The sequence below is a fragment of the Enterococcus sp. AZ091 genome (assembly GCF_051714805.1).
Taxonomy (GTDB): Bacteria; Bacillota; Bacilli; order Lactobacillales; family Enterococcaceae; genus Enterococcus_D; species Enterococcus_D gallinarum.
In genome coordinates this window covers 1,299,574-1,317,433 of the sequence record NZ_JBIOSO010000001.1, presented here as the reverse complement: position 1 = coordinate 1,317,433, position 17,860 = coordinate 1,299,574, and the positions used below count along the sequence as shown (strand labels likewise).

Below are 17,860 nucleotides of genomic sequence, written 5' to 3'. Positions count from 1 at the left end.
TTTAACCGTAAAGCGGATTCTTATCACAGCCAAAAATAGCTTTCAAACTAGTAAAAGAAATCAACAAAGAAAAACTCGAGCAAAAGGATCAGCGACCGCCTATGAAAAGCGGGCAGAGCTATTTATCACAAGTAGCCCTGCCTTTGCTACGATTATATGAAACCCAAATTGCTTACCTGTCTTCTTATGTAAAAGAGGTGGGGTCATTGGACTTTTTGCCGGCATTCTTGTTGAATCTTTCTTCAATAGCTGGACCAGAACAAGAACTGTATCGAAAAATCAATCAAACCGCTTTCGTTTAGATGATCCAGGAATATTAAGAGCCTCACGATACTTGGCAACAGTCCGGCGAGAAATTTCCACTTCTTCCGCTTTTAACAAATCAGCCAATTTTTGATCAGAAAGCGGCTTCTGCTTATTCTCTTCGTTGATCAAAGCTGCCAAACGCCGCTTGATTGCCTCCGTGGTGACATCCTCTCCACTTTGGGTGGACACTTTTTGACCAAAGAAGGACTTCAGTTCAAAAACACCAAATTCTGTCTCCAAATATTTCCCATTGACGGCACGACTGACTGTCGATTCGTGAATACCTAATTCGTCAGCGATTTCTTTGAGGATCAATGGCTTCAATGGTCGGTCAGCTTGTAAAAAAAAGGCTTGCTGATGATGAACAATCGCTTCTCCCACTCGATAGATGGTATCTCCTCGCTGCTGGAGAGTCTTTTTTAGCCATTCAAATTCTTGGGCTTTGTTGTCTAAATATTTCTTTACCTCAGCATCGCCACTTTGTTTTAATTGATCAAAATAGTGTTGTTGGAAACGGACTTCCGGCATTGCTCGTCGATTAGAGGTAACCACTGGCTGGCCTTCAATAATCGTAACTCGCAAATCTGGGATGATATACAAACCATCTGTAGACCCAAAGGCCGCCCCTGGTGTTGGGGTCAACGTTTGGATATAGTCAAACACCTTCTGAATTTCTGAAAGCGAAACTGCTAGATTTTTCGCTATTTTGTCCCACTTGCGCTCTGCTAATTCCGTGAACCATTCTTCAAGAACGATATAGGCGAGTTCTGGCGCAGCATCGTCCCGTTCAGTTTGAAGCATGAGGCATTCTCGTAGATCTCGTGCGCCGACACCCGCTGGATCCAACTGCTGAATCAGTGTCAAGGCATCGAGCATCTGAATCTCTGAAGCTCCGATCATTTGACCAGCCTTCACCAAATCAATGGTCAAAAATCCATTCAAATCAATATATTCCACTAGAAATAACACGACGGTGCGTAGAAAGGTATCTCGGTAATTTAAATGGATTTGATCGATCAAATACTCAAAGAGCGAACTTCCTCTATTTGGGATCTGATTCAAATATTCATTGAATTGCTCAGATGTCCCACTGCCTTGAGTATAACTCGTCGGATATTCATGGTCCGTTAAATCGATCAGGGGATTCTCTAATGCCTGATTATCTACGAAAGCAAGCAGTTCATCTGATGAAAATTGCAGCACTTGGATCGACTGCTGTAATTTCTGCGTCATCGCCAACTTTTGTGTCTGTTTTTGTTGTTGCGAAAATTGTTGTTGAAATTTCATCATTTTACCTCTTGTTTTTTCTGAGAAAATTGGTTAAACTGTTATTTGTGCTTCGCGCCTTTAGTGTAGTGGATATCACGTAAGATTCCGGTTCTTGAGACGGGGGTTCGATTCCCTCAAGGCGCGTTTTTCATTTCATTTATAGTATACTTTATCTCAAGGGATAATTCAAAAAAACACGGAAGTGCTGACAGCACTTCCGTTTTTTTTATTTTGATTGAGCTCTTGCCATCTTCCATACGCTGTTGCCTTTGCTAAACACAAAAAAGAAGAGGCCTATTCCTCTTCTTCCTCGTCATCAAATTCGTCTTCTTCATCATCATCGATGATCGTTAGATCTTCTTCAATGTTCCCTGGTAGTTCCTCTTCGTCATCATCGTTATTGTCTGCACCAATTTCTTGCAGATCTGAGTTATATGCGGAGATTTCTTCATCCTCATCGTCATCATCGTCAAAAAGATCCTCTTCATCGTCATCAGACAAATCAGTATCCTCTGGGTCATCATCGTTATAATCGATCGCGTCTTCATCGTCACTAATAAAGGCATTCACTTTCTTACGTTTGCGACGACGCGGTGTATCTTCATCTTCATCATCGATTCCGTGGTTGACTTCTTCATCGATTGAGTCGATCGCATACCATGAACGCAATCCCCAGCGATTGTCTCCCAAAGAAATAAAACTGCCATCGATATTCAAGTCTGTATAAAACTGCGCCAAAGAATCACGAATCTCGCTGTCCGAAGTTTCTAGATAGTTTTGGATTTGGTTGACCAAATCAGAAAAATCCATCACGTCACCGCGTTGCTCTAAAATCGCATGGGCAACTTCGATCATTGACAATTCGTTTTTATTTACACCTTCAAATACATTAATTTCCAAACGGGACACGTCCTTTCACAGTCTACTCCTAATCATACAAAAATGTGAGACAAATTGCAATTTATTCTTTCAAAATTTGCATTTATTTAAGCAGTAAACTCCAAAGAAAGTTTGTATTCTCCCACTTTGTCTTCCATCATAAATAAATCATAATGGACATCGACTTTACCTGAATAAGGACGATCTTTCAGACTCACATGTAAGTGACTTGTATATGTATGGAAATGCATCGTGCCGTAAGGCGTTTGATAACTTGTTTCTAAACGCTCTTTGTAAGCGAATTTCAAGCGTGTTCGCATTTCTCCCGAGCGAATCAGTTGGATCACGCCATCTGGCATAATTTTCATCGTCACTGGTACTTCGGCTCCTTCTGGCTGAATCTCTTTGTATCTCAGATACAGCGTATCGCCGATTTTGACCGCCTGTCCTTGTAAATCAAACAAAAAATCTTGTGTTTCTCCCGCTTGTTCGACCTTTGTCGTTAAATGGATCGAAATCGGAATTCCTTGTGACAATTCCCTCATGATAGTGTGCCTCCTTAGCAAATTTCAGTTCCATTTTTCCTTTTTTCCCCTCTTTTGTCAATCATTTCAGCTAAAACATCCACTATAGAACGTTTTCTTAGCTTTTTGATTAAGTTTTTTCATGATCTTCATATATAATAGTAGGAGATCTTATTATTGAAGGAGAATCTAAGCCTACCGTGACCATTGAAATGATTGATCAAATGTTGCCATTTGATCCCCAAACTACCGAGAATCGTTTTTTACCGTTTGCATTGACCGATGTATTGAGTGAATATGCAGGCGTTCATCATCAGGAATTTTTACACTTTTGGCAGTTGCCTGATACTATGATTTTAGGAATGAAAGATACCCGAGTGCCTTATTTCACCGAAGGAATATCCGCTTTGACGACTGCTGGCTTTCAACCAATCATCCGCAACTCAGGCGGGCTTGGGGTCATCAACGATGCCGGTGTTCTGAATGTATCGTGGATTTTCCCAAAAACGTTAGCTGCTACTACAGATGCGGCTTATCAGCGAATGGTCGACTTGATGCGAGAAGCATTTCCCGAAAAAGAAATTGCTGCCTATGAAATCCCAAACTCTTATTGTCCCGGTACCTTTGACTTGAGTATGGACGGAAAGAAAATCGCAGGGACTGCCCAGCGCAGGATCAAAGCAGGAATTGCAGTCATGATGTACCTTAGTGTCAACGGCGACCAACACTATCGAGGAGAAGTAGTAAGAACGTTTTATCAAAGAAGCTTGAAAGAGCAGTTTGGTACTAATGGCTATCCCGCCGTTGAACCTACCAGTATGACAACACTCCAAGATGTGCTTCAGCGTTCTTTCTCTGTATCAGAAGCTGCCTCACGACTGCAAGAGGCCTTGATGCGGCTAACTAAGTCCTCTCTCAGCCCTGTGACTGCATCCGAATGGGTTGAAAAAAATGATCAAGCGGCATTACTAGAGGCTCGTATGACCAGTATGTATCAACGAAATCAACCGATAAAGGAGAGTTCACAATGAGCATCCCATATAAGTATCAAACACTTGCTATTGAAAAAGTATTCCGTGATCCTGTACACAACTATGTGCATGTGCAGCATCAAGTGATCTTGGACTTGATCAATTCGAAAGAAGTACAGCGCCTGCGAAGGATCAAACAACTAGGAACTTCTTCGTTTACTTTTCATGGTGCTGAACATAGTCGCTTCTCACATTCGTTAGGAGTCTACGAAATTAGCCGCCGCATCTGTGATTTGTTTCAACGAAATTTCCCAGTTGAAAAAGTTGGGTCTGATGGCTGGGATGACCGGGAACGATTGGTCACGCTTTGTGCTGCTTTGTTGCATGATGTTGGCCATGGCCCTTATTCTCACACTTTTGAACATATTTTTCATACCGATCACGAAGCCATCACTGTAGCGATCATTACTTCTCCAGAAACAGAAGTCTATCAAATCCTCAATCGTGTGGAAGAAGGTTTTCCTGAAAAAGTGGCCAGTGTTATTACTAAGACATACCCAAACCCACAAGTGGTGCAAATGATTTCCAGTCAGATCGATGCGGATCGCATGGATTATTTACTGCGGGATGCATACTTCACGGGAACGGAATACGGCACATTTGATTTGACACGTATTCTGCGAGTCATTCGTCCCTATGCTGGCGGGATCGCATTTTCTATGAGTGGCATGCATGCGGTAGAAGATTATATTGTCAGCCGCTATCAAATGTATGTCCAAGTCTATTTCCATGCCAGTTCTCGGGGAATGGAAGTTATCTTGGCACATTTACTAAATCGCGCTGCCGAATTGTATCAAGAGCATGAAGAACTTTTCCAATCGCATTCCCAGCTTTTGCTGCCCTTTCTTAAACAGCACTTTACTTTGGAAGAATACCTAAAACTAGACGATGGCGTCTTGAATACGTACTTCACTCAGTGGACGGAAGAAAATGATCCGATTCTTAGTGACTTAGCCAAACGATTCTTGAACCGCAAACCGCTGAAGTCTGCACGTTTTGAAGAAGACACTCAATTGCCATTGATTCATGAACTGCAATCTCTTGTCGAAAAAGTCGGTTTTAACCCCGACTATTACACAGCAATCAATTCTAGTTTCGATTTACCTTATGACTTTTATCGCCCAACTTCCGGCATGCATCGGACACAAATCGAACTGCAAGAAAAAGACGGCTCCCTAGTGGAATTATCCAAGGCTAGTCAACTAGTAGCTGCACTTGCTGGGCAAACACAAGGAGACCAGCGCTTTTATTTCCCAAAAGAAATGATTGACCCCGCACTACAAAATCACTATGATTTATTTTGGGATACGTATCAAGAGTTTGCGAAACATATTCGCAATGGTGCCTTGATCAATACGAACAACTAGGAGGAAGTTATGAGCATCAAACTGATTGCTATCGATATCGATGGCACGTTACTGAACAATGATCGAAAAATCACACCTGGAGTGTACCAAGCACTAAAAGCTGCGGAGGCACAGGGTGTTCGAATCGTCTTATGTACTGGCCGCCCCTTAACAGGTGTCCAAGATTTATTAAGTGAACTAGACTTGTTTTCAGAAACGGACTACGTAATCACATATAATGGTTCTCTCGTACAGAAGACTAAAACAAAAGAAATCGTTTCTGAATTCGGATTGACGCATGAAGAATACTTAGAAGTAGAAATGACTGCCCGTAAATTAGGGGTTCATTTGCATGTGGAAACCCAAGATACGATGTACACAGCGAATCGAGACATCAGTCCTTATACCGTCTATGAAGCCTTTTTGGTCAATATGCCTTTGAAATATCGTACACCGGAAGAAATGACTGCGGATCTGAATATCATCAAAATGATGATGATCGATGAGCCTGAATTGATCGATGCTATTATTCCACAATTGCCAACTTCATTGACTGAGCGTTTCAATATCGTCAAAAGTGCACCATTTTTCTTAGAAGTCTTGAATAAGAAAGCTCATAAAGGGGCTGCGGTTCAGAAGCTAGCTGAGGAACTAGGTATCTCACAAGCAGAAGTCATGGCGATTGGTGATAACGAAAATGATCTAACGATGGTCGAATATGCGGGTCTTGGCGTTGCAATGGCTAATGCAACAGAAAACGTCAAACAAGCGGCCGACGTCATCACTGCTTCCAATGAAGAAGATGGTGTAGCTAAAGTTATCAATGACTATGTGTTAAATGAACTAAAATAAAAGAGTAAAAAAGACAACGATCACTGCCTTTATGCATGATCGTTGTCTTTTTGATTTACCCATTGTTTCACTGCCCAGGCATGACTGCCGCGTTTCAATAAATGAATGGCTTCTTCTGGTGTATGCCACGAAAGTTGGTTGTGTTGTTCTGTTGGCTCACCTATTTTTTGCCAATCGGTCATTAAATAAAAATAAGCCGGATGATGGTAATACGTTTCTCGATGTCGCGAGTAAAAATAATCAACCGCCTCCCCTAAATAACTGGCGATCTTTCCTGCAAATCCTACTTCTTCGACCAATTCCCGTTTGATCGTTTCTTCCTTCGATTCACCGGGTTCAATCTCCCCTCCTGGTAAAAAAAAGGCGCCATTTGGCGCTTGGACCAAAATCACTTGTTGGTGTTCATTCGGAATCACGACATAGGCACCGAATCGTGAAATATAGTCAGCCCCCGGCTCTTTTTGCCCAAACACTTTCTCCTTGTTCCCCATGTTTCCCTCCATCATCTCTTTCTTTCCATTCTACCTTAGGAAGCCACTGGCGACAAGCTGCAACTTGACGGGGTGCACTTTTCTTACCACAAAAAATCGGGTTATGTTATTATAGGCTTACCACAATTGAAAGGATGAATGACAAATGAAAATGGCACATACTTGTGTGCGAGTGAAAGATCTTGAAGCATCACTTGCATTTTATCAAGAAGCATTCGGTTTTGAAGAATCGCGCCGTCGTGATTTTCCAGAAAACAAATTTACGTTGGTTTACCTGACATTACCAGGAGATGATTATGAATTAGAATTAACTTATAACTATGATCATCCCGGCTATGATCTAGGTGACGGCTATGGTCATATCGCGATCAGTACCGATGATTTAGAGAAACTTCACGAGCAGCATAAAGCAGCTGGTTTTGATGTTACTGACTTAAAAGGCTTGCCTGGTACTTCTCCTTCTTACTATTTCGTGAAAGACCCAGATGGCTACAAAATAGAAGTGATTCGCGAAAAATAAAAAAGTACTGTGACTTAAGTGCAGCAACAAATGGAGCATCCGAACGATAACGAAATTGCATCTACTCTCTAGTAGGTCCTCGCAATTTCGTGGAAAAAGTCAGTTCGGATAGCTTCCTTTGTTTTCCTTTTGTCACAGTTTTTTATTCATTACTGCTGTCAAAACAGCTGGAAGGAGAATGCTTATGAAACCAGTGATTGGAATTGCTGGCAACGAACGAACGATGATTGATGGGGAAGCCCATTGGATTACATATACCCCGAGAAATTTTGTGACACAGATTCAACAAGCCTCTGGCCTTCCCCTTATTTTACCCATGGGAGCTCCCGAAAATGCCGCCCAATATATTGCCCAGATTGATAAATTACTTTTGGCAGGGGGTCATGATGTGACTCCTCGCTATTATGGCGAAGAGATGCATCCACTGATCCAAGGTACACATCCTGAACGAGACGCATTTGAATTGGCGTTGATCAAAGAAGCTGTCGCACAAGAAAAACCAATTTTTGGTGTCTGTCGTGGCATGCAGCTATTGAATGTTGCTTTCGGCGGCAACCTCTATCAAGACTTGTCATTGGTCGAGCAACCAACCATCAAGCATGTGCAAGCACCGACACCCTTTCGCTTTCCTACTCATGCCGTTGAGATCGTTGCTGACAGTCGTTTAGGAAAATTATTAGGAACCACCTATCAAGTGAATTCGTTTCACCATCAAGCCATTAAAGATGTTGCAAAAGATTTCCAAGTGATCGCAACTGCCCCTGACGGTATCGTAGAAGCCATTGAAACTTCTGCCTTTGCGGCGCCGATTTTAGGGATCCAATGGCATCCTGAATTAACCGCACAAGAGATTGCTTCAGAACAGCAAATTTTCGACTACTTTGTTCATCAGTTTTGACATTATGCCAACAAAGATTTCGCTAGCAGAGGCAATGCCTGATTGAAAAAAGACTTGGTTATATTTGAAACTAGTAGTTTAAATGACTCGTTTAACTTTAATAGTTAGTAATTAAAGGCTGATTGGATACTAGCTTGATCAATTGGCGGTCTTGACTCATTAAAGCTACTTTACCTAATTCTACGTAGAAAAAAACCGATGAAAAGCAGAGGGTTTTCTGGATACCATTTGGTAATCAGAAAGCACAAGCTTTTCATCGGTTTCTTTATTGAAGCCTAACTAATCGGAGAATTTGTTGGCTGGTCATTTTTCATTCTTCATCAAAACGAAAGATTGTTTCAATGAAGCCAAAATGCCGTTATCGTTATAAATCAGTACGTTTGACTTATACATTCTTGCTGAGATCAGCATCAATGCCAATGTACTTACTGCTAAGATGGCTACAGAGACTGCCGCGCCTCCGATACCTACTGTGTCGTTAGCCAATCGGACTGGCATGATAAATGAAGATAAAAACGGGATATAAGAAGTGACCCGCAAAATGATATTGTTAGGATCTGTACCGCCTAGAATCAAACCTAACATATAACCGGCTAAAGAAAGGTAAGTGACAGGAATGATCGCCTTGGCAGTATCCTCTGCTTTATTGACTAATGAACCGCACAAAGCAGACAGGACAGAGTAAATCAAAATTCCTAATAGGACAAAGATGACCGAGTAAATCAAGAATGGACCGAATAATCCATCAATTGAGAAATTGGCTAATACATCTTTGACCATTGAAATGTCTTTGATCCAATAATAACTGATAGCAAAGATACCGGCGTAAGCCAATAACTGAGCTAATGCGACCATAATTACACCGGTTAATTTGGCATAAAAGTGAACCTGTGCTCTCGTACTGGACAAAATAACTTCCATGATCCGGGTCCCTTTTTCGGAAGCAATCTCTTGGGCAATGATTTGAGCGTAAGTCAAAATAAACATGAATAAAATAATTGTTCCGATATAACTCACAATGTATTGGATCGAACTATTGTCTTCCCCAAGCTCCATTTTGCCATCTTCGGTGAAAGAAACTTTTTGTTTACTGAAGTTTGCTGGCTCACTTAAACTAGCCACTTGCTCCTGATTTAATCCGAGTGCTGCGGCACGTCCCGAGGCTTGCAACCCAGACAATAATTGCTGAACCGTCAACTCTGTGGTTTGTCCCATAGAAGATTCACTCAATAATTCACCTTTGATACTGTCGGCCTCTGAAGTAACGATCAAGAATGCATCGACCTTTTCATCCGCTAATTGTTTTTTTCCAGCTTCTTCAGAATCCACCACTTCAAATTGATAGTCTTCATTTTTCTGAGCTGTGATTGTTTGTGCAATAGCTGGTTCATTCGCATAAACAGCAATTTTATCGGCACTGTTCATTCCATCGGTAAAAATTCCTACCACATAAATAATGCCCAATGCAATAAATGGAATCAATATCATGATCAAAAATGAGATCGATTTCACGTTTTTCTTAAACACATCGAGCGCGATCACCCAAAATTTACTCATTGTCTTTTCCCGCCTTTCTCTTAAAGATTTCTTCTAATGTCGGCGGTTGTTGGTTAAACATCGGGATATAGCCATCAGCTGTGGCCAAATCAAACAATGTGCGACCGACTTCAGGATGCGATAATGTAATGTCATAACTCCCATCTTCTTTATGAAGAACTTTTTCGACACCTTCAACTGCTAGGATGGTTTCTTTTGACAATGAAGATTCCAAGAAGACTTTTGTCCGCCCAAACGATTCACGGATCTCATGAACTTTTCCGTTGAGAACCGTTTGACCATCTCTTAGCATGATCAAATGATCGCAGATTTTCTCAACATTATCCATGTTATGACTAGAAAAAATGACACAAGACCCTTTTTCTTTTAGTTCAATAATGCCATCTTTCAGCAACTCAGCATTGACAGGGTCCAATCCGCTAAATGGTTCATCCAAAATGACTAATTTAGGTTCATGAATCAATGTTGCGATCAATTGGACTTTTTGCTGATTCCCCTTCGATAATGATTTAACTTTATCTGTCTTTTTCCCTTTTACTTGGAATTTTTCCATCCATTCGTCGATCTTAGGTTCAATTTCTTCTTTCTTTTTTCCACGCAAGCGTGCAAAATAAATCAGTTGGTCTTGGATGGTTACTTTAGGGTAAAGTCCCCGTTCTTCTGGCAAATAACCAATCAAATTGTATTCCTTTTCTGTGATTTGATGGCCATTCCATAGTACTTCTCCTTGTTCAGCCCGTAAGAAATCTAGAATCAATCGGAATGTCGTGGTTTTACCAGCACCATTTTGACCGATCAACCCCATGATCTCGCCATCGTTGATTTGAAAGGACAATTGATCCACTGCCCGATAGTCCCCAAATGTTTTCACTAAATTCTTTGCTTCTAACACAATTTCACCTTCCTTGTCTTTTAAGTTAGTATAAATAACCGGCTAAAAAGCCGATAATTCCTCCAATTAATGCGCCGACTCCCATAAAGAGCAGCGTATCCCGTAACACGTGTTGCCGCTTAGCTAGTTTCTCTGGTTCTTTGTAAAAAGAGGCGCGGTTCTTGTACAAGCGACGCATGAGAAATGACACCACACCGATGATAAGAGGCGCACAAATCAGCCCAACTGCAACACCATATGAGAAACCTAGTATCTCATTATAGGTAAGTACTAGCCAGCGAGCGAGGAGATAAATCAAAAGCAGAATAACCAAGCCAACACCTGTTATGCCAAAAGAACGTTTCATAAGATAGCGTGCCTCACTATCGATTCGTTCTTGATAGCTTTGCTGATCACTAAAAATAGCTGGTGTCTCTAAAGGAGCCTGAAAATAGTAGTAACGGTTTTTGTAGGAACTAATATACTCCCATCCGCCGGCTTCATACATTGCCAAGTATTCATCAACATCAGATTTGTCTCCTTGAAAAAAATCGACAGCAAACTTCTTCTCTTGTGGTTGGCTTTGAATAAACTTCAAAAAACCGAACTGATTCATATGCACAAACTGCCAACCTTTTGCTGCTTGCTCTTGCAGCCGCATCATTTCTTTTTCTGGATAATAGGCAACACCTAATGAATACAAATATTTTGTCTTACGTTTGCTCATCTGCCAGTCCCCCCAACTCACCCATAATCTGTTCACCAATCTCAAAGAAATGTTTTCGTCGCTGAATGTCCTTTTCTAAAGCCGTTTTTCCTTTGGCTGTGATCTGATAGATTTTTTTACGATCTGTCGTCTCTTCTAAACTGATCATTTCATTTTTGGTCAATTTTTTCAATATAGTATACATTGTTGCCGGACCGATTTCATAGGTACCTTGGCTTAATTCATTGATTTGCTTCATGATCACATAGCCATGTTTTGGCTTTAATAAAGCTAACAAAATCAAATAAGTTGAATCGGTCAATGGTTCATCCATGTGTTTTCCCCCATCCTAGGAAACTATATCACTTATTGATATATTATCGAATGATATAATAAGTGTCAATCTCTTTTTGTAAGCAATTTTCTCCCGGATTTGGGTAGTTTTCTGATTATCTATCGGCGTATTTCAGAACTATTTACACTTAGTTGACCGCTTTATACTTACCTTAGTTAGCAACTAGGGATTCGAGATTGATGCTCCCTATCAAGCTTCGAACGGACATGTCAGTCATTCAAAAGAGAAATCCTTTTCCCAAACGGGCGACACAGATTTCAAAGGGCAGTTTTTAGTCAATTGACCCACTTTACAAATCTAACTTCTATCAAAATATCAAAAAGTAAAATATCAAAAAGGCCTTGATCTCTATTCAGAAGATAAAAACTTTCAACTCTAATTAGTGAAGTGCAAATCAACAGCTCTTTTCGCTACAAAAAAACTGCTGCATCCTTATTCAAAGGATGCAGCAGCTAGAATCAGTTAACGATTTTTACGGGAGTGTTGTAAGGCATGTTGTAATAGAACCATTTAGCATCAGGGACTGCTAATCGAATACAGCCATGAGAAGCTCGCTGTCCTAGTTTTTTGCCTTCCACCGAACTAAATGAATTGGTTGACCAAGCAATGCTTGTTGGAACGGTATGGAATAGATAGACACCATGATCTTTGAAAGAACGGTAATAAGCCGCTCCTGAAAAGGCGGAGCCTTTCTCCTGCTGAATTCTAAAATTACCTAACGGTGTCGGCGTAAAAACTGTCCCCGTGGAACAAAGCATGGTATAAATGACTTTGTCGCCTGACTTAATGTAAACTCGCTGCTTACTGATGGACACATGAATGTTTAAATTTTTGACATTTAGCGAAGGGTACTTGCCACCAGTAGTGTACATCCAGAATTTATCATTCACGCTATACGTCTGATTCTCTTTGATCCACCCGATTTTCCCTGCTGGTGAAACCAGATACAGATAATTGCCATCACTCGTTTTGGCTAATTTGGTTGCTTTCGCCATATACCCTTTATAATTACTCTTTTTTCCTAATTTGCTGCTGTTAGGATCAGCAGCATTCAGAAAATTCCCGCTGGCATTGTTGACGATCACATAACGGCTAATATTGCTCTGCGAATGGATTACATGAGCATTTGTGACACCTGTAGCATTGATATAGCCGATCCATGTATTGTTTAAATACAATGAGTAATAGGTCGCACCGTTATAATGCTGATATTTTCCGGTGACTTTGATATTTTTGTTCATATAATTGCCACTCGAAGCTTTCTTCTTAGAAAAATTCAAATCTTGCCACAATGTATAGTTCTTACTTTTCATCCGGATCGTCTTGTTTTCACTCTGCCATATGCCACCTTGATTATTAGCCACAGTAGCGGCTTCAGCATTCAAATAGCCGATCCATTTGCCAGTAGAATCAGACAATGAGTAGTAAGTTGATCCGTTCCAATGTTCATATTTTCCTTTAGCCTGGTAAGTTTTTCCATACAATGAAGAGGTAGTGTTCTTTTTGCTCGACCAGTTAAAATTACCCCAAATTGTATAATTTTTCTTTGTTAGAGTAACATATTTACCGTAAGCCTGGTAAGCTCCCTGTGCATTTGATGTCGTTTTGACACCGGCAGCGTTGATATAACCTAACCACTTGTTCTTATTGTCATACAACGAATAATACGTTGCACCATTAACATGGCGATATTTTCCTGTGGCTTTGACGGTCTTTCCATTTAAAGCAGCTGTCGTTCCTTTTTTGGCTGACCAATCAAAATTTTGCCATAATGTGTAGTTGCCACTGATGATCGTGGCGTATTTTGATTCAGATTGCCATATGCCTCCAGGTGATTTGGCATCCGCGGCTCCTTTGGCATTAATCCAACCAATAAATTGGTTCTTATCCGTGTACAGAGCATAATAGGTCGAGCCGTTTCCGTGTTTGAAACTTTCTTTTACTTGAAACGTTTGTTGATTGATTGTTTTTGTCGTGCCTAACTGTTTATCAAAAAAAATTGACTCCCATAAAGGATAATTGCCACTTTGAACAGTAGCATATTTTTTTTCTGACTGAAACACCCCATCTGCTGTCGTGACAGACTCTGCTTCAACAATACCAATCACGTGATTCTGTTCATCAAGTAGTTCACTATACTTCTTTTTCGTCGCTGTATCTTGGTACTGTTTGACACTTTTATAAACGTGACCCGCAAGTTCAGTAATTGATCCTGTGGCTGTTAGTTGCAATTGATTGAGGGTATATAAAACCTGACGACTATCCATTGCTTGCGACTCCGTTGTAGTCGCTGTGAAAGTGTTGATTTTGACATAGCGATTTGAATTGGCTAATTCCTTAACAGTGATGACTGGATTCGCTTCTGAAGTATCCGTTTCTTCTGTGGAAGAAACAGTTATTTCTGAACTACTTGTAGTTGTTTCCCCAAAGCTATCAGTCGAACTGTTGGTACTCGCTTCGGAAGTTGACGTGTCTATTGTAGACGATGTCGCAGTTGTTGAGTCAGTCGTTTCGGTTGTCGTCCTACTGGTATTGGTGGTTGATTCGGTGACTTGATTGACTGAAGAAGTTCCTGTATCAATTGTTTCCGCGTAGGTCGCACCTGCAGATACAAGCGGTGCACTGACCAAGGAAATGATACAGAGCAGCCGGTACCCCCATCCTCTATTCTTTTTCATTTTTCATCCCCCTTTTCAAATAAAAGCACTCCATAGAAAGTAGACGCTCCCCATATTCACACTTTCATTATACCATTGCAAGAATAAATCCTCGCTTAAAACTACTCAAAAAAAAGCAGCGATCGCTTAAGATCGCTGCTTACTATAAAATTTTCTTACATGTGGCTTGCTACCATTTCTTTCAATTGATCTTTGGTATGAACACCAACGGCTTTATCTACCACTTGGCCATCTTTTTTCAACAATAGCGTAGGGATCGACATGATACCAAATGAAGCTGGCGTTTCAGGATTTTCATCCACATCCATTTTGACGATTTTTAATTCGTCTTCTTCATATTCATTTGCTAATTGTTCCAAGATTGGTGCTTGCATCCGACATGGACCGCACCATGTTGCCCAAAAATCAATAAGGACTAAGCCTTTATCGGTTTCTTCTGAAAAAGTTTTATCTGTAATTTCTTTTGCCATATTGTTCGCCTCCATTTGATTGCTAAAAAAAGTATAGCATGTTCACGTGCTTTTTTGAAATCCTCTGCTTACAAAAGGTAAGAAGCCTTAACGATTATTTAAATTTTACGATGGTCGCCCCATTGCCACCTTGATTTGCCGGTGCAAACTCAAAACTTTTGACACTACGATGATTTTTCAAATATTCCGTAATTCCTTGCCGTAATGCCCCCGTCCCTTTTCCGTGAACGATCGTCACTTGTGGGTAACCAGCAAGAATCGCCGCATCGAGATACTGATCAACTTCATTCAATGCCTCTTCATAGCGTTTGCCACGAAGATCCAGCTGATTAGGAACATGCGAAGACTCCGCTGAACGGACGGTATGAACGACGCGCTGCACAGGTTCTTTGACAGGTGCTGCCGGCTGTAGATCTGATTCAGGCAGCGTCATTTTTAAGATTCCCAATTGCACTTGCCATTGTGATTGTCCCATCTTTTTGATCAAAGTTCCTCGCTGACCATAGGAAGTAACTAACACTTCATCGCCGACCTTCAATGTTTTCGCAGCTTTGGCTTTTTGCAAGACCTTGTTCTTTTGCAAATGTTCTTCTTGATGAAGATCAGACAATTTTGTGCGGGCTGCGATCAACTCATGTTCTTTGACATGGCTCTGTCCGCTGCTCAATTGCATGTTGCGGATATCCGAAATGATTTTTTCCGATTCCTCTTTTGCTTCTTCAACGATTTGATTTGCTTTCTTGCGGGCTTTTGCTAGTTCTGCTTCGCGTTCTTCAAAGAAAAAGTTATATGCTTGTTTCAATTCTTTTTGCAGCCGTTCCGCTTCTTCTACATAATGCCGCATTTCCAAATACTCTGTTTCGGTCATCTTGCGCCGGTTTTCTAAGTCGGCGATCATCTCATTCAAGTCCTGACTTTCGCCATCCATGATTTGCTTGGCTTGCTCAATGATCTGGGTGTCCAAGCCCAGACGTTTGGAGATTTCAAAAGCATTACTGCGACCAGGCACACCGATCAGCAAACGATATGTTGGGCTTAGGGTATCGACATCAAACTCCATTGAAGCATTGATGGTATTGGCACGATTGTAACCGTACACTTTCAATTCCGGATAATGAGTCGTCGCCATCACATAGGCAGAGCGTGCACCAAGTTCATCAAGAATAGCAATCGCTAACGCCGCGCCTTCTTGCGGATCGGTCCCAGCTCCCAGTTCATCGAATAAAACTAAACTTGTATGGTCCACTTTTTTGAGAACATCGACGATCGTCGTCATGTGAGAAGAGAAGGTAGATAAACTTTGTTCGATGGATTGCTCATCCCCAATATCAGCAAAAATTTCTTGAAAAATGCCCATTTGGCTCTCTTCATCGACTAAAATCGGCAATCCAGATTGCCCCATGATTTGAAGCAATCCCAGCGTCTTCAAGGTGATTGTTTTCCCACCAGTATTCGGACCGGTAATTACCACCGCTTGATAGTCTTCACCAATAGCAATATCATTCGGTACGACTTTTTCTTGATCGATCAGCGGATGACGTGCTTGTTTGAAAACGACATGATTATCTGTATTGATAGCCGGCACGATTGCCTGCAATTCTTTCCCAAAGCGTGCTTTGGCATTCATGAAGTCCATCATCCCGATCACATAGGCGTTGTGCAGAATTTCGCGTTGATAAGGAGCTAGCTCTGCAGAAAGTTCCGCTAAGATTCGTTCAATCTCCGTACGCTCAGCGATTTGATGTTGGCGCAGTCGATTATTCTGATCCACCACTTGTTTTGGTTCAATAAATAATGTCTGCCCAGAAGAACTCTGATCATGCACGACCCCGCCAAACACGCCACGATATTCTTGCTTCACCGGAATCACATAGCGCTCATTTCGCATCGTGACAATGGTATCGCTCAAATACTTGGCATTTCCGCCACGTACGAGACTATCTAACGTTTCTCTGATCGTTCGTTCAGAACGACGAATATTTTGTCGAATGACACGTAGCTCTGGAGATGCTTCGTCAGTCAACCGACCGTCTTCATCCACTGCTTCTTTCAGGCGACGGCTAAGCGTGGGCAGCGTTACTAACTGCTTTTCCCATTCATACAGTCGCTCGAACTCGATTTCGCTGTCTGATAGATCTTCAAAGAAACGCTTCAATTCATTGGCTGTCACCAACACTCGACCTACTTGCGCTAATTCTAAACCATTAAGGTCCGCTCCTATTTCGATTCGCTTCATTTGCGGACGAATATTTTCAATTTTTGGTACAGGAATACCGCCCCGCAATCGCTGTACTTTTAACGCATCTTCTGTTTCAGCCAGCCAAGTGGAAATTTGCTGAGCATCTGCTGATGGCGCTAATTGAGCTAATTCTTCTTTCCCTTGGGCGGTCACTAGATACTGCCCAACCAATTGTTTTACTTGATCGAAAGCTAAAACATCAAGAATTTTTTTATTCATAGTCTCACCTACTTTTTCATTTTTTTACTTAAGAAAAAAAGCAGCATGGGTCTAATGACCAGCTGCCTTATACTAACCAATCACATTAGTGATCCACAAACGGTAAAAGTAATCAGAAATGATTGGCGAACTTTCAACGATAAAGTGTGCCGTGCTGCTCTTATCAAACAAATTTTGGATAGTCGCTAAAGGAATCATCGAGAGGATCATAAAAAAGAAATAGATATTCAGATAAACTAATAGCGTATTCAAGATCCCTGCTACGACCCAATCATAGCCTTTCAAAAAACGCAGACGTTTGAAACGCAGTCCATTTGCAAAAATGCAAATCAATTTTGTCACTAACCAGCCAGCAAAAAGGATCATAATAAAAGCGACAGCTGCATAGTACGCTTTGTCTAGGTCTAGAGCAAGATCTAGGTTATAAAAGACCAACTTTGAGTCTGCGGTCACAGACATATAAGGAACATATAATTCAATTTTTTTTGCCAAAGCTTGGTAATTTGCCACTGCAACTAAAAAAGAAAAAAGGTATCCTAAAACGGAGACCAGCTGCAATGAAGTCCCTCGCCGTGCGCCACCATAAAATGCCGCTAACAAAAGAACCAGAACCAAAAATCCTATCATTTCAGAGTCCTTTCCGCGCCTA

At 41.2% G+C, this 17,860-nt stretch carries 18 protein-coding genes and 1 tRNA gene; 7 read left to right on the top strand and 12 right to left on the bottom strand.

Going from position 1 to position 17,860, the window contains the following annotated elements; genetic code table 11:
* Window positions 1–101: 101 nt before the first annotated feature.
* The gene (locus IGJ28_RS06720) at window positions 102–302 is read left to right on the top strand and encodes a hypothetical protein (protein WP_081131214.1); all 201 of its coding nucleotides are present in this window, start codon (window positions 102–104) and stop codon (window positions 300–302) included.
* On the opposite strand, the gene rpoN is transcribed toward IGJ28_RS06720, so the two are convergent.
* Complete coding sequence (gene rpoN / locus IGJ28_RS06715) at window positions 280–1,593, bottom strand: RNA polymerase factor sigma-54 (RefSeq protein ID WP_081131213.1); 1,314 nt, start codon at window positions 1,591–1,593, stop codon at window positions 280–282. The two genes, IGJ28_RS06720 and rpoN, sit on opposite strands and share 23 nt — an antisense overlap.
* Window positions 1,594–1,647: 54 nt before the next feature.
* On the opposite strand from rpoN, the gene IGJ28_RS06710 reads away from it, so the two are divergent.
* Window positions 1,648–1,719: transfer RNA gene (locus tag IGJ28_RS06710), tRNA-Arg, on the top strand.
* 150 nt (window positions 1,720–1,869) lie between these two features.
* Here the strand turns inward: IGJ28_RS06710 and rpoE are convergent.
* On the bottom strand, window positions 1,870–2,475 hold the full coding sequence (gene rpoE / locus IGJ28_RS06705; RefSeq protein WP_005471809.1) for a DNA-directed RNA polymerase subunit delta: 606 nt from the start codon (window positions 2,473–2,475) through the stop codon (window positions 1,870–1,872).
* Window positions 2,476–2,561: 86 nt separating this feature from the next.
* Entirely contained in the window at window positions 2,562–2,999 is a 438-nt protein-coding gene (locus IGJ28_RS06700; protein ID WP_005471808.1) for a DUF1934 domain-containing protein, read from the bottom strand.
* A gap of 179 nt (window positions 3,000–3,178) precedes the next feature.
* On the opposite strand from IGJ28_RS06700, the gene IGJ28_RS06695 reads away from it, so the two are divergent.
* From IGJ28_RS06695 to yidA, 3 genes are read left to right on the top strand one after another with little or no spacing between them, the layout of a single operon-like run.
* Complete coding sequence (locus IGJ28_RS06695) at window positions 3,179–4,009, top strand: lipoate--protein ligase family protein (RefSeq protein WP_176333185.1); 831 nt, start codon at window positions 3,179–3,181, stop codon at window positions 4,007–4,009.
* A complete protein-coding gene (locus IGJ28_RS06690) occupies window positions 4,006–5,376 on the top strand; it encodes an HD domain-containing protein (RefSeq protein WP_060813523.1) in 1,371 nt (456 codons plus the stop codon). Before IGJ28_RS06695 ends, IGJ28_RS06690 begins: the two co-directional genes overlap by 4 nt.
* A gap of 9 nt (window positions 5,377–5,385) precedes the next feature.
* Complete coding sequence (gene yidA / locus IGJ28_RS06685; protein WP_003127553.1) at window positions 5,386–6,207, top strand: sugar-phosphatase; 822 nt, start codon at window positions 5,386–5,388, stop codon at window positions 6,205–6,207.
* 29 nt (window positions 6,208–6,236) lie between these two features.
* On the opposite strand, the gene IGJ28_RS06680 is transcribed toward yidA, so the two are convergent.
* Window positions 6,237–6,698 (bottom strand): NUDIX hydrolase, encoded by a 462-nt coding sequence (locus tag IGJ28_RS06680; RefSeq protein WP_005471806.1) that lies wholly within the window; start codon window positions 6,696–6,698, stop codon window positions 6,237–6,239.
* Window positions 6,699–6,843: 145 nt separating this feature from the next.
* Here IGJ28_RS06680 and gloA point away from each other — a divergent pair, with 145 nt between their 5' ends.
* Window positions 6,844–7,218 (top strand): lactoylglutathione lyase, encoded by a 375-nt coding sequence (gloA, locus tag IGJ28_RS06675; RefSeq protein WP_003127551.1) that lies wholly within the window; start codon window positions 6,844–6,846, stop codon window positions 7,216–7,218.
* Between the two features lie 184 nt (window positions 7,219–7,402).
* The gene (locus IGJ28_RS06670; protein WP_176333187.1) at window positions 7,403–8,116 is read left to right on the top strand and encodes a gamma-glutamyl-gamma-aminobutyrate hydrolase family protein; all 714 of its coding nucleotides are present in this window, start codon (window positions 7,403–7,405) and stop codon (window positions 8,114–8,116) included.
* A gap of 303 nt (window positions 8,117–8,419) precedes the next feature.
* Here IGJ28_RS06670 and IGJ28_RS06665 read toward each other — a convergent pair whose 3' ends face one another.
* The 8 genes from IGJ28_RS06665 to IGJ28_RS06630 form a co-directional block, all read right to left on the bottom strand.
* On the bottom strand, window positions 8,420–9,673 hold the full coding sequence (locus IGJ28_RS06665) for an ABC transporter permease (RefSeq protein ID WP_438845295.1): 1,254 nt from the start codon (window positions 9,671–9,673) through the stop codon (window positions 8,420–8,422).
* Window positions 9,666–10,565, bottom strand: a complete 900-nt coding sequence (locus IGJ28_RS06660) for an ABC transporter ATP-binding protein (protein WP_003127547.1) — start codon at window positions 10,563–10,565, stop codon at window positions 9,666–9,668. The genes IGJ28_RS06665 and IGJ28_RS06660 overlap by 8 nt, the downstream gene beginning before the upstream one ends.
* 25 nt (window positions 10,566–10,590) lie before the next feature.
* On the bottom strand, window positions 10,591–11,271 hold the full coding sequence (locus tag IGJ28_RS06655; protein ID WP_103300638.1) for a DUF2812 domain-containing protein: 681 nt from the start codon (window positions 11,269–11,271) through the stop codon (window positions 10,591–10,593).
* Window positions 11,258–11,584, bottom strand: coding sequence for a PadR family transcriptional regulator (locus tag IGJ28_RS06650; protein WP_003127545.1), 327 nt, complete (start codon window positions 11,582–11,584; stop codon window positions 11,258–11,260). The genes IGJ28_RS06655 and IGJ28_RS06650 overlap by 14 nt, the downstream gene beginning before the upstream one ends.
* 479 nt (window positions 11,585–12,063) lie before the next feature.
* On the bottom strand, window positions 12,064–14,283 hold the full coding sequence (locus IGJ28_RS06645) for a L,D-transpeptidase family protein (protein ID WP_252712517.1): 2,220 nt from the start codon (window positions 14,281–14,283) through the stop codon (window positions 12,064–12,066).
* A 155-nt stretch (window positions 14,284–14,438) separates the two neighbouring features.
* Window positions 14,439–14,753: a thioredoxin gene (trxA, locus tag IGJ28_RS06640; RefSeq protein WP_021149372.1), complete on the bottom strand. Its 315-nt coding sequence runs from the start codon at window positions 14,751–14,753 to the stop codon at window positions 14,439–14,441.
* Window positions 14,754–14,847: 94 nt separating this feature from the next.
* Entirely contained in the window at window positions 14,848–17,211 is a 2,364-nt protein-coding gene (locus IGJ28_RS06635) for an endonuclease MutS2 (protein WP_005471799.1), read from the bottom strand.
* Window positions 17,212–17,283: 72 nt separating this feature from the next.
* Window positions 17,284–17,838, bottom strand: coding sequence for a CvpA family protein (locus IGJ28_RS06630; protein ID WP_003127541.1), 555 nt, complete (start codon window positions 17,836–17,838; stop codon window positions 17,284–17,286).
* Between the last annotated feature and the right edge of the window lie 22 nt (window positions 17,839–17,860).

What these genes read in the sequence shown, in the direction of transcription:
- IGJ28_RS06720 (WP_081131214.1), top strand. Translation starts at nt 102, where the DNA reads ATGAAAAGCGGGCAGAGCTATTTATCACAAGTAGCCCTGCCTTTGCTA.
- rpoN (WP_081131213.1), bottom strand. Translation starts at nt 1,593, where the DNA reads ATGAAATTTCAACAACAATTTTCGCAACAACAAAAACAGACACAAAAG.
- IGJ28_RS06700 (WP_005471808.1), bottom strand. Translation starts at nt 2,999, where the DNA reads ATGAGGGAATTGTCACAAGGAATTCCGATTTCGATCCATTTAACGACA.
- IGJ28_RS06690 (WP_060813523.1), top strand. Translation starts at nt 4,006, where the DNA reads ATGAGCATCCCATATAAGTATCAAACACTTGCTATTGAAAAAGTATTC.
- yidA (WP_003127553.1), top strand. Translation starts at nt 5,386, where the DNA reads ATGAGCATCAAACTGATTGCTATCGATATCGATGGCACGTTACTGAAC.
- IGJ28_RS06680 (WP_005471806.1), bottom strand. Translation starts at nt 6,698, where the DNA reads ATGGGGAACAAGGAGAAAGTGTTTGGGCAAAAAGAGCCGGGGGCTGAC.
- gloA (WP_003127551.1), top strand. Translation starts at nt 6,844, where the DNA reads ATGAAAATGGCACATACTTGTGTGCGAGTGAAAGATCTTGAAGCATCA.
- IGJ28_RS06670 (WP_176333187.1), top strand. Translation starts at nt 7,403, where the DNA reads ATGAAACCAGTGATTGGAATTGCTGGCAACGAACGAACGATGATTGAT.
- IGJ28_RS06665 (WP_438845295.1), bottom strand. Translation starts at nt 9,673, where the DNA reads ATGAGTAAATTTTGGGTGATCGCGCTCGATGTGTTTAAGAAAAACGTG.
- IGJ28_RS06655 (WP_103300638.1), bottom strand. Translation starts at nt 11,271, where the DNA reads ATGAGCAAACGTAAGACAAAATATTTGTATTCATTAGGTGTTGCCTAT.
- IGJ28_RS06650 (WP_003127545.1), bottom strand. Translation starts at nt 11,584, where the DNA reads ATGGATGAACCATTGACCGATTCAACTTATTTGATTTTGTTAGCTTTA.
- IGJ28_RS06645 (WP_252712517.1), bottom strand. Translation starts at nt 14,283, where the DNA reads ATGAAAAAGAATAGAGGATGGGGGTACCGGCTGCTCTGTATCATTTCC.
- trxA (WP_021149372.1), bottom strand. Translation starts at nt 14,753, where the DNA reads ATGGCAAAAGAAATTACAGATAAAACTTTTTCAGAAGAAACCGATAAA.
- IGJ28_RS06635 (WP_005471799.1), bottom strand. Translation starts at nt 17,211, where the DNA reads ATGAATAAAAAAATTCTTGATGTTTTAGCTTTCGATCAAGTAAAACAA.
- IGJ28_RS06630 (WP_003127541.1), bottom strand. Translation starts at nt 17,838, where the DNA reads ATGATAGGATTTTTGGTTCTGGTTCTTTTGTTAGCGGCATTTTATGGT.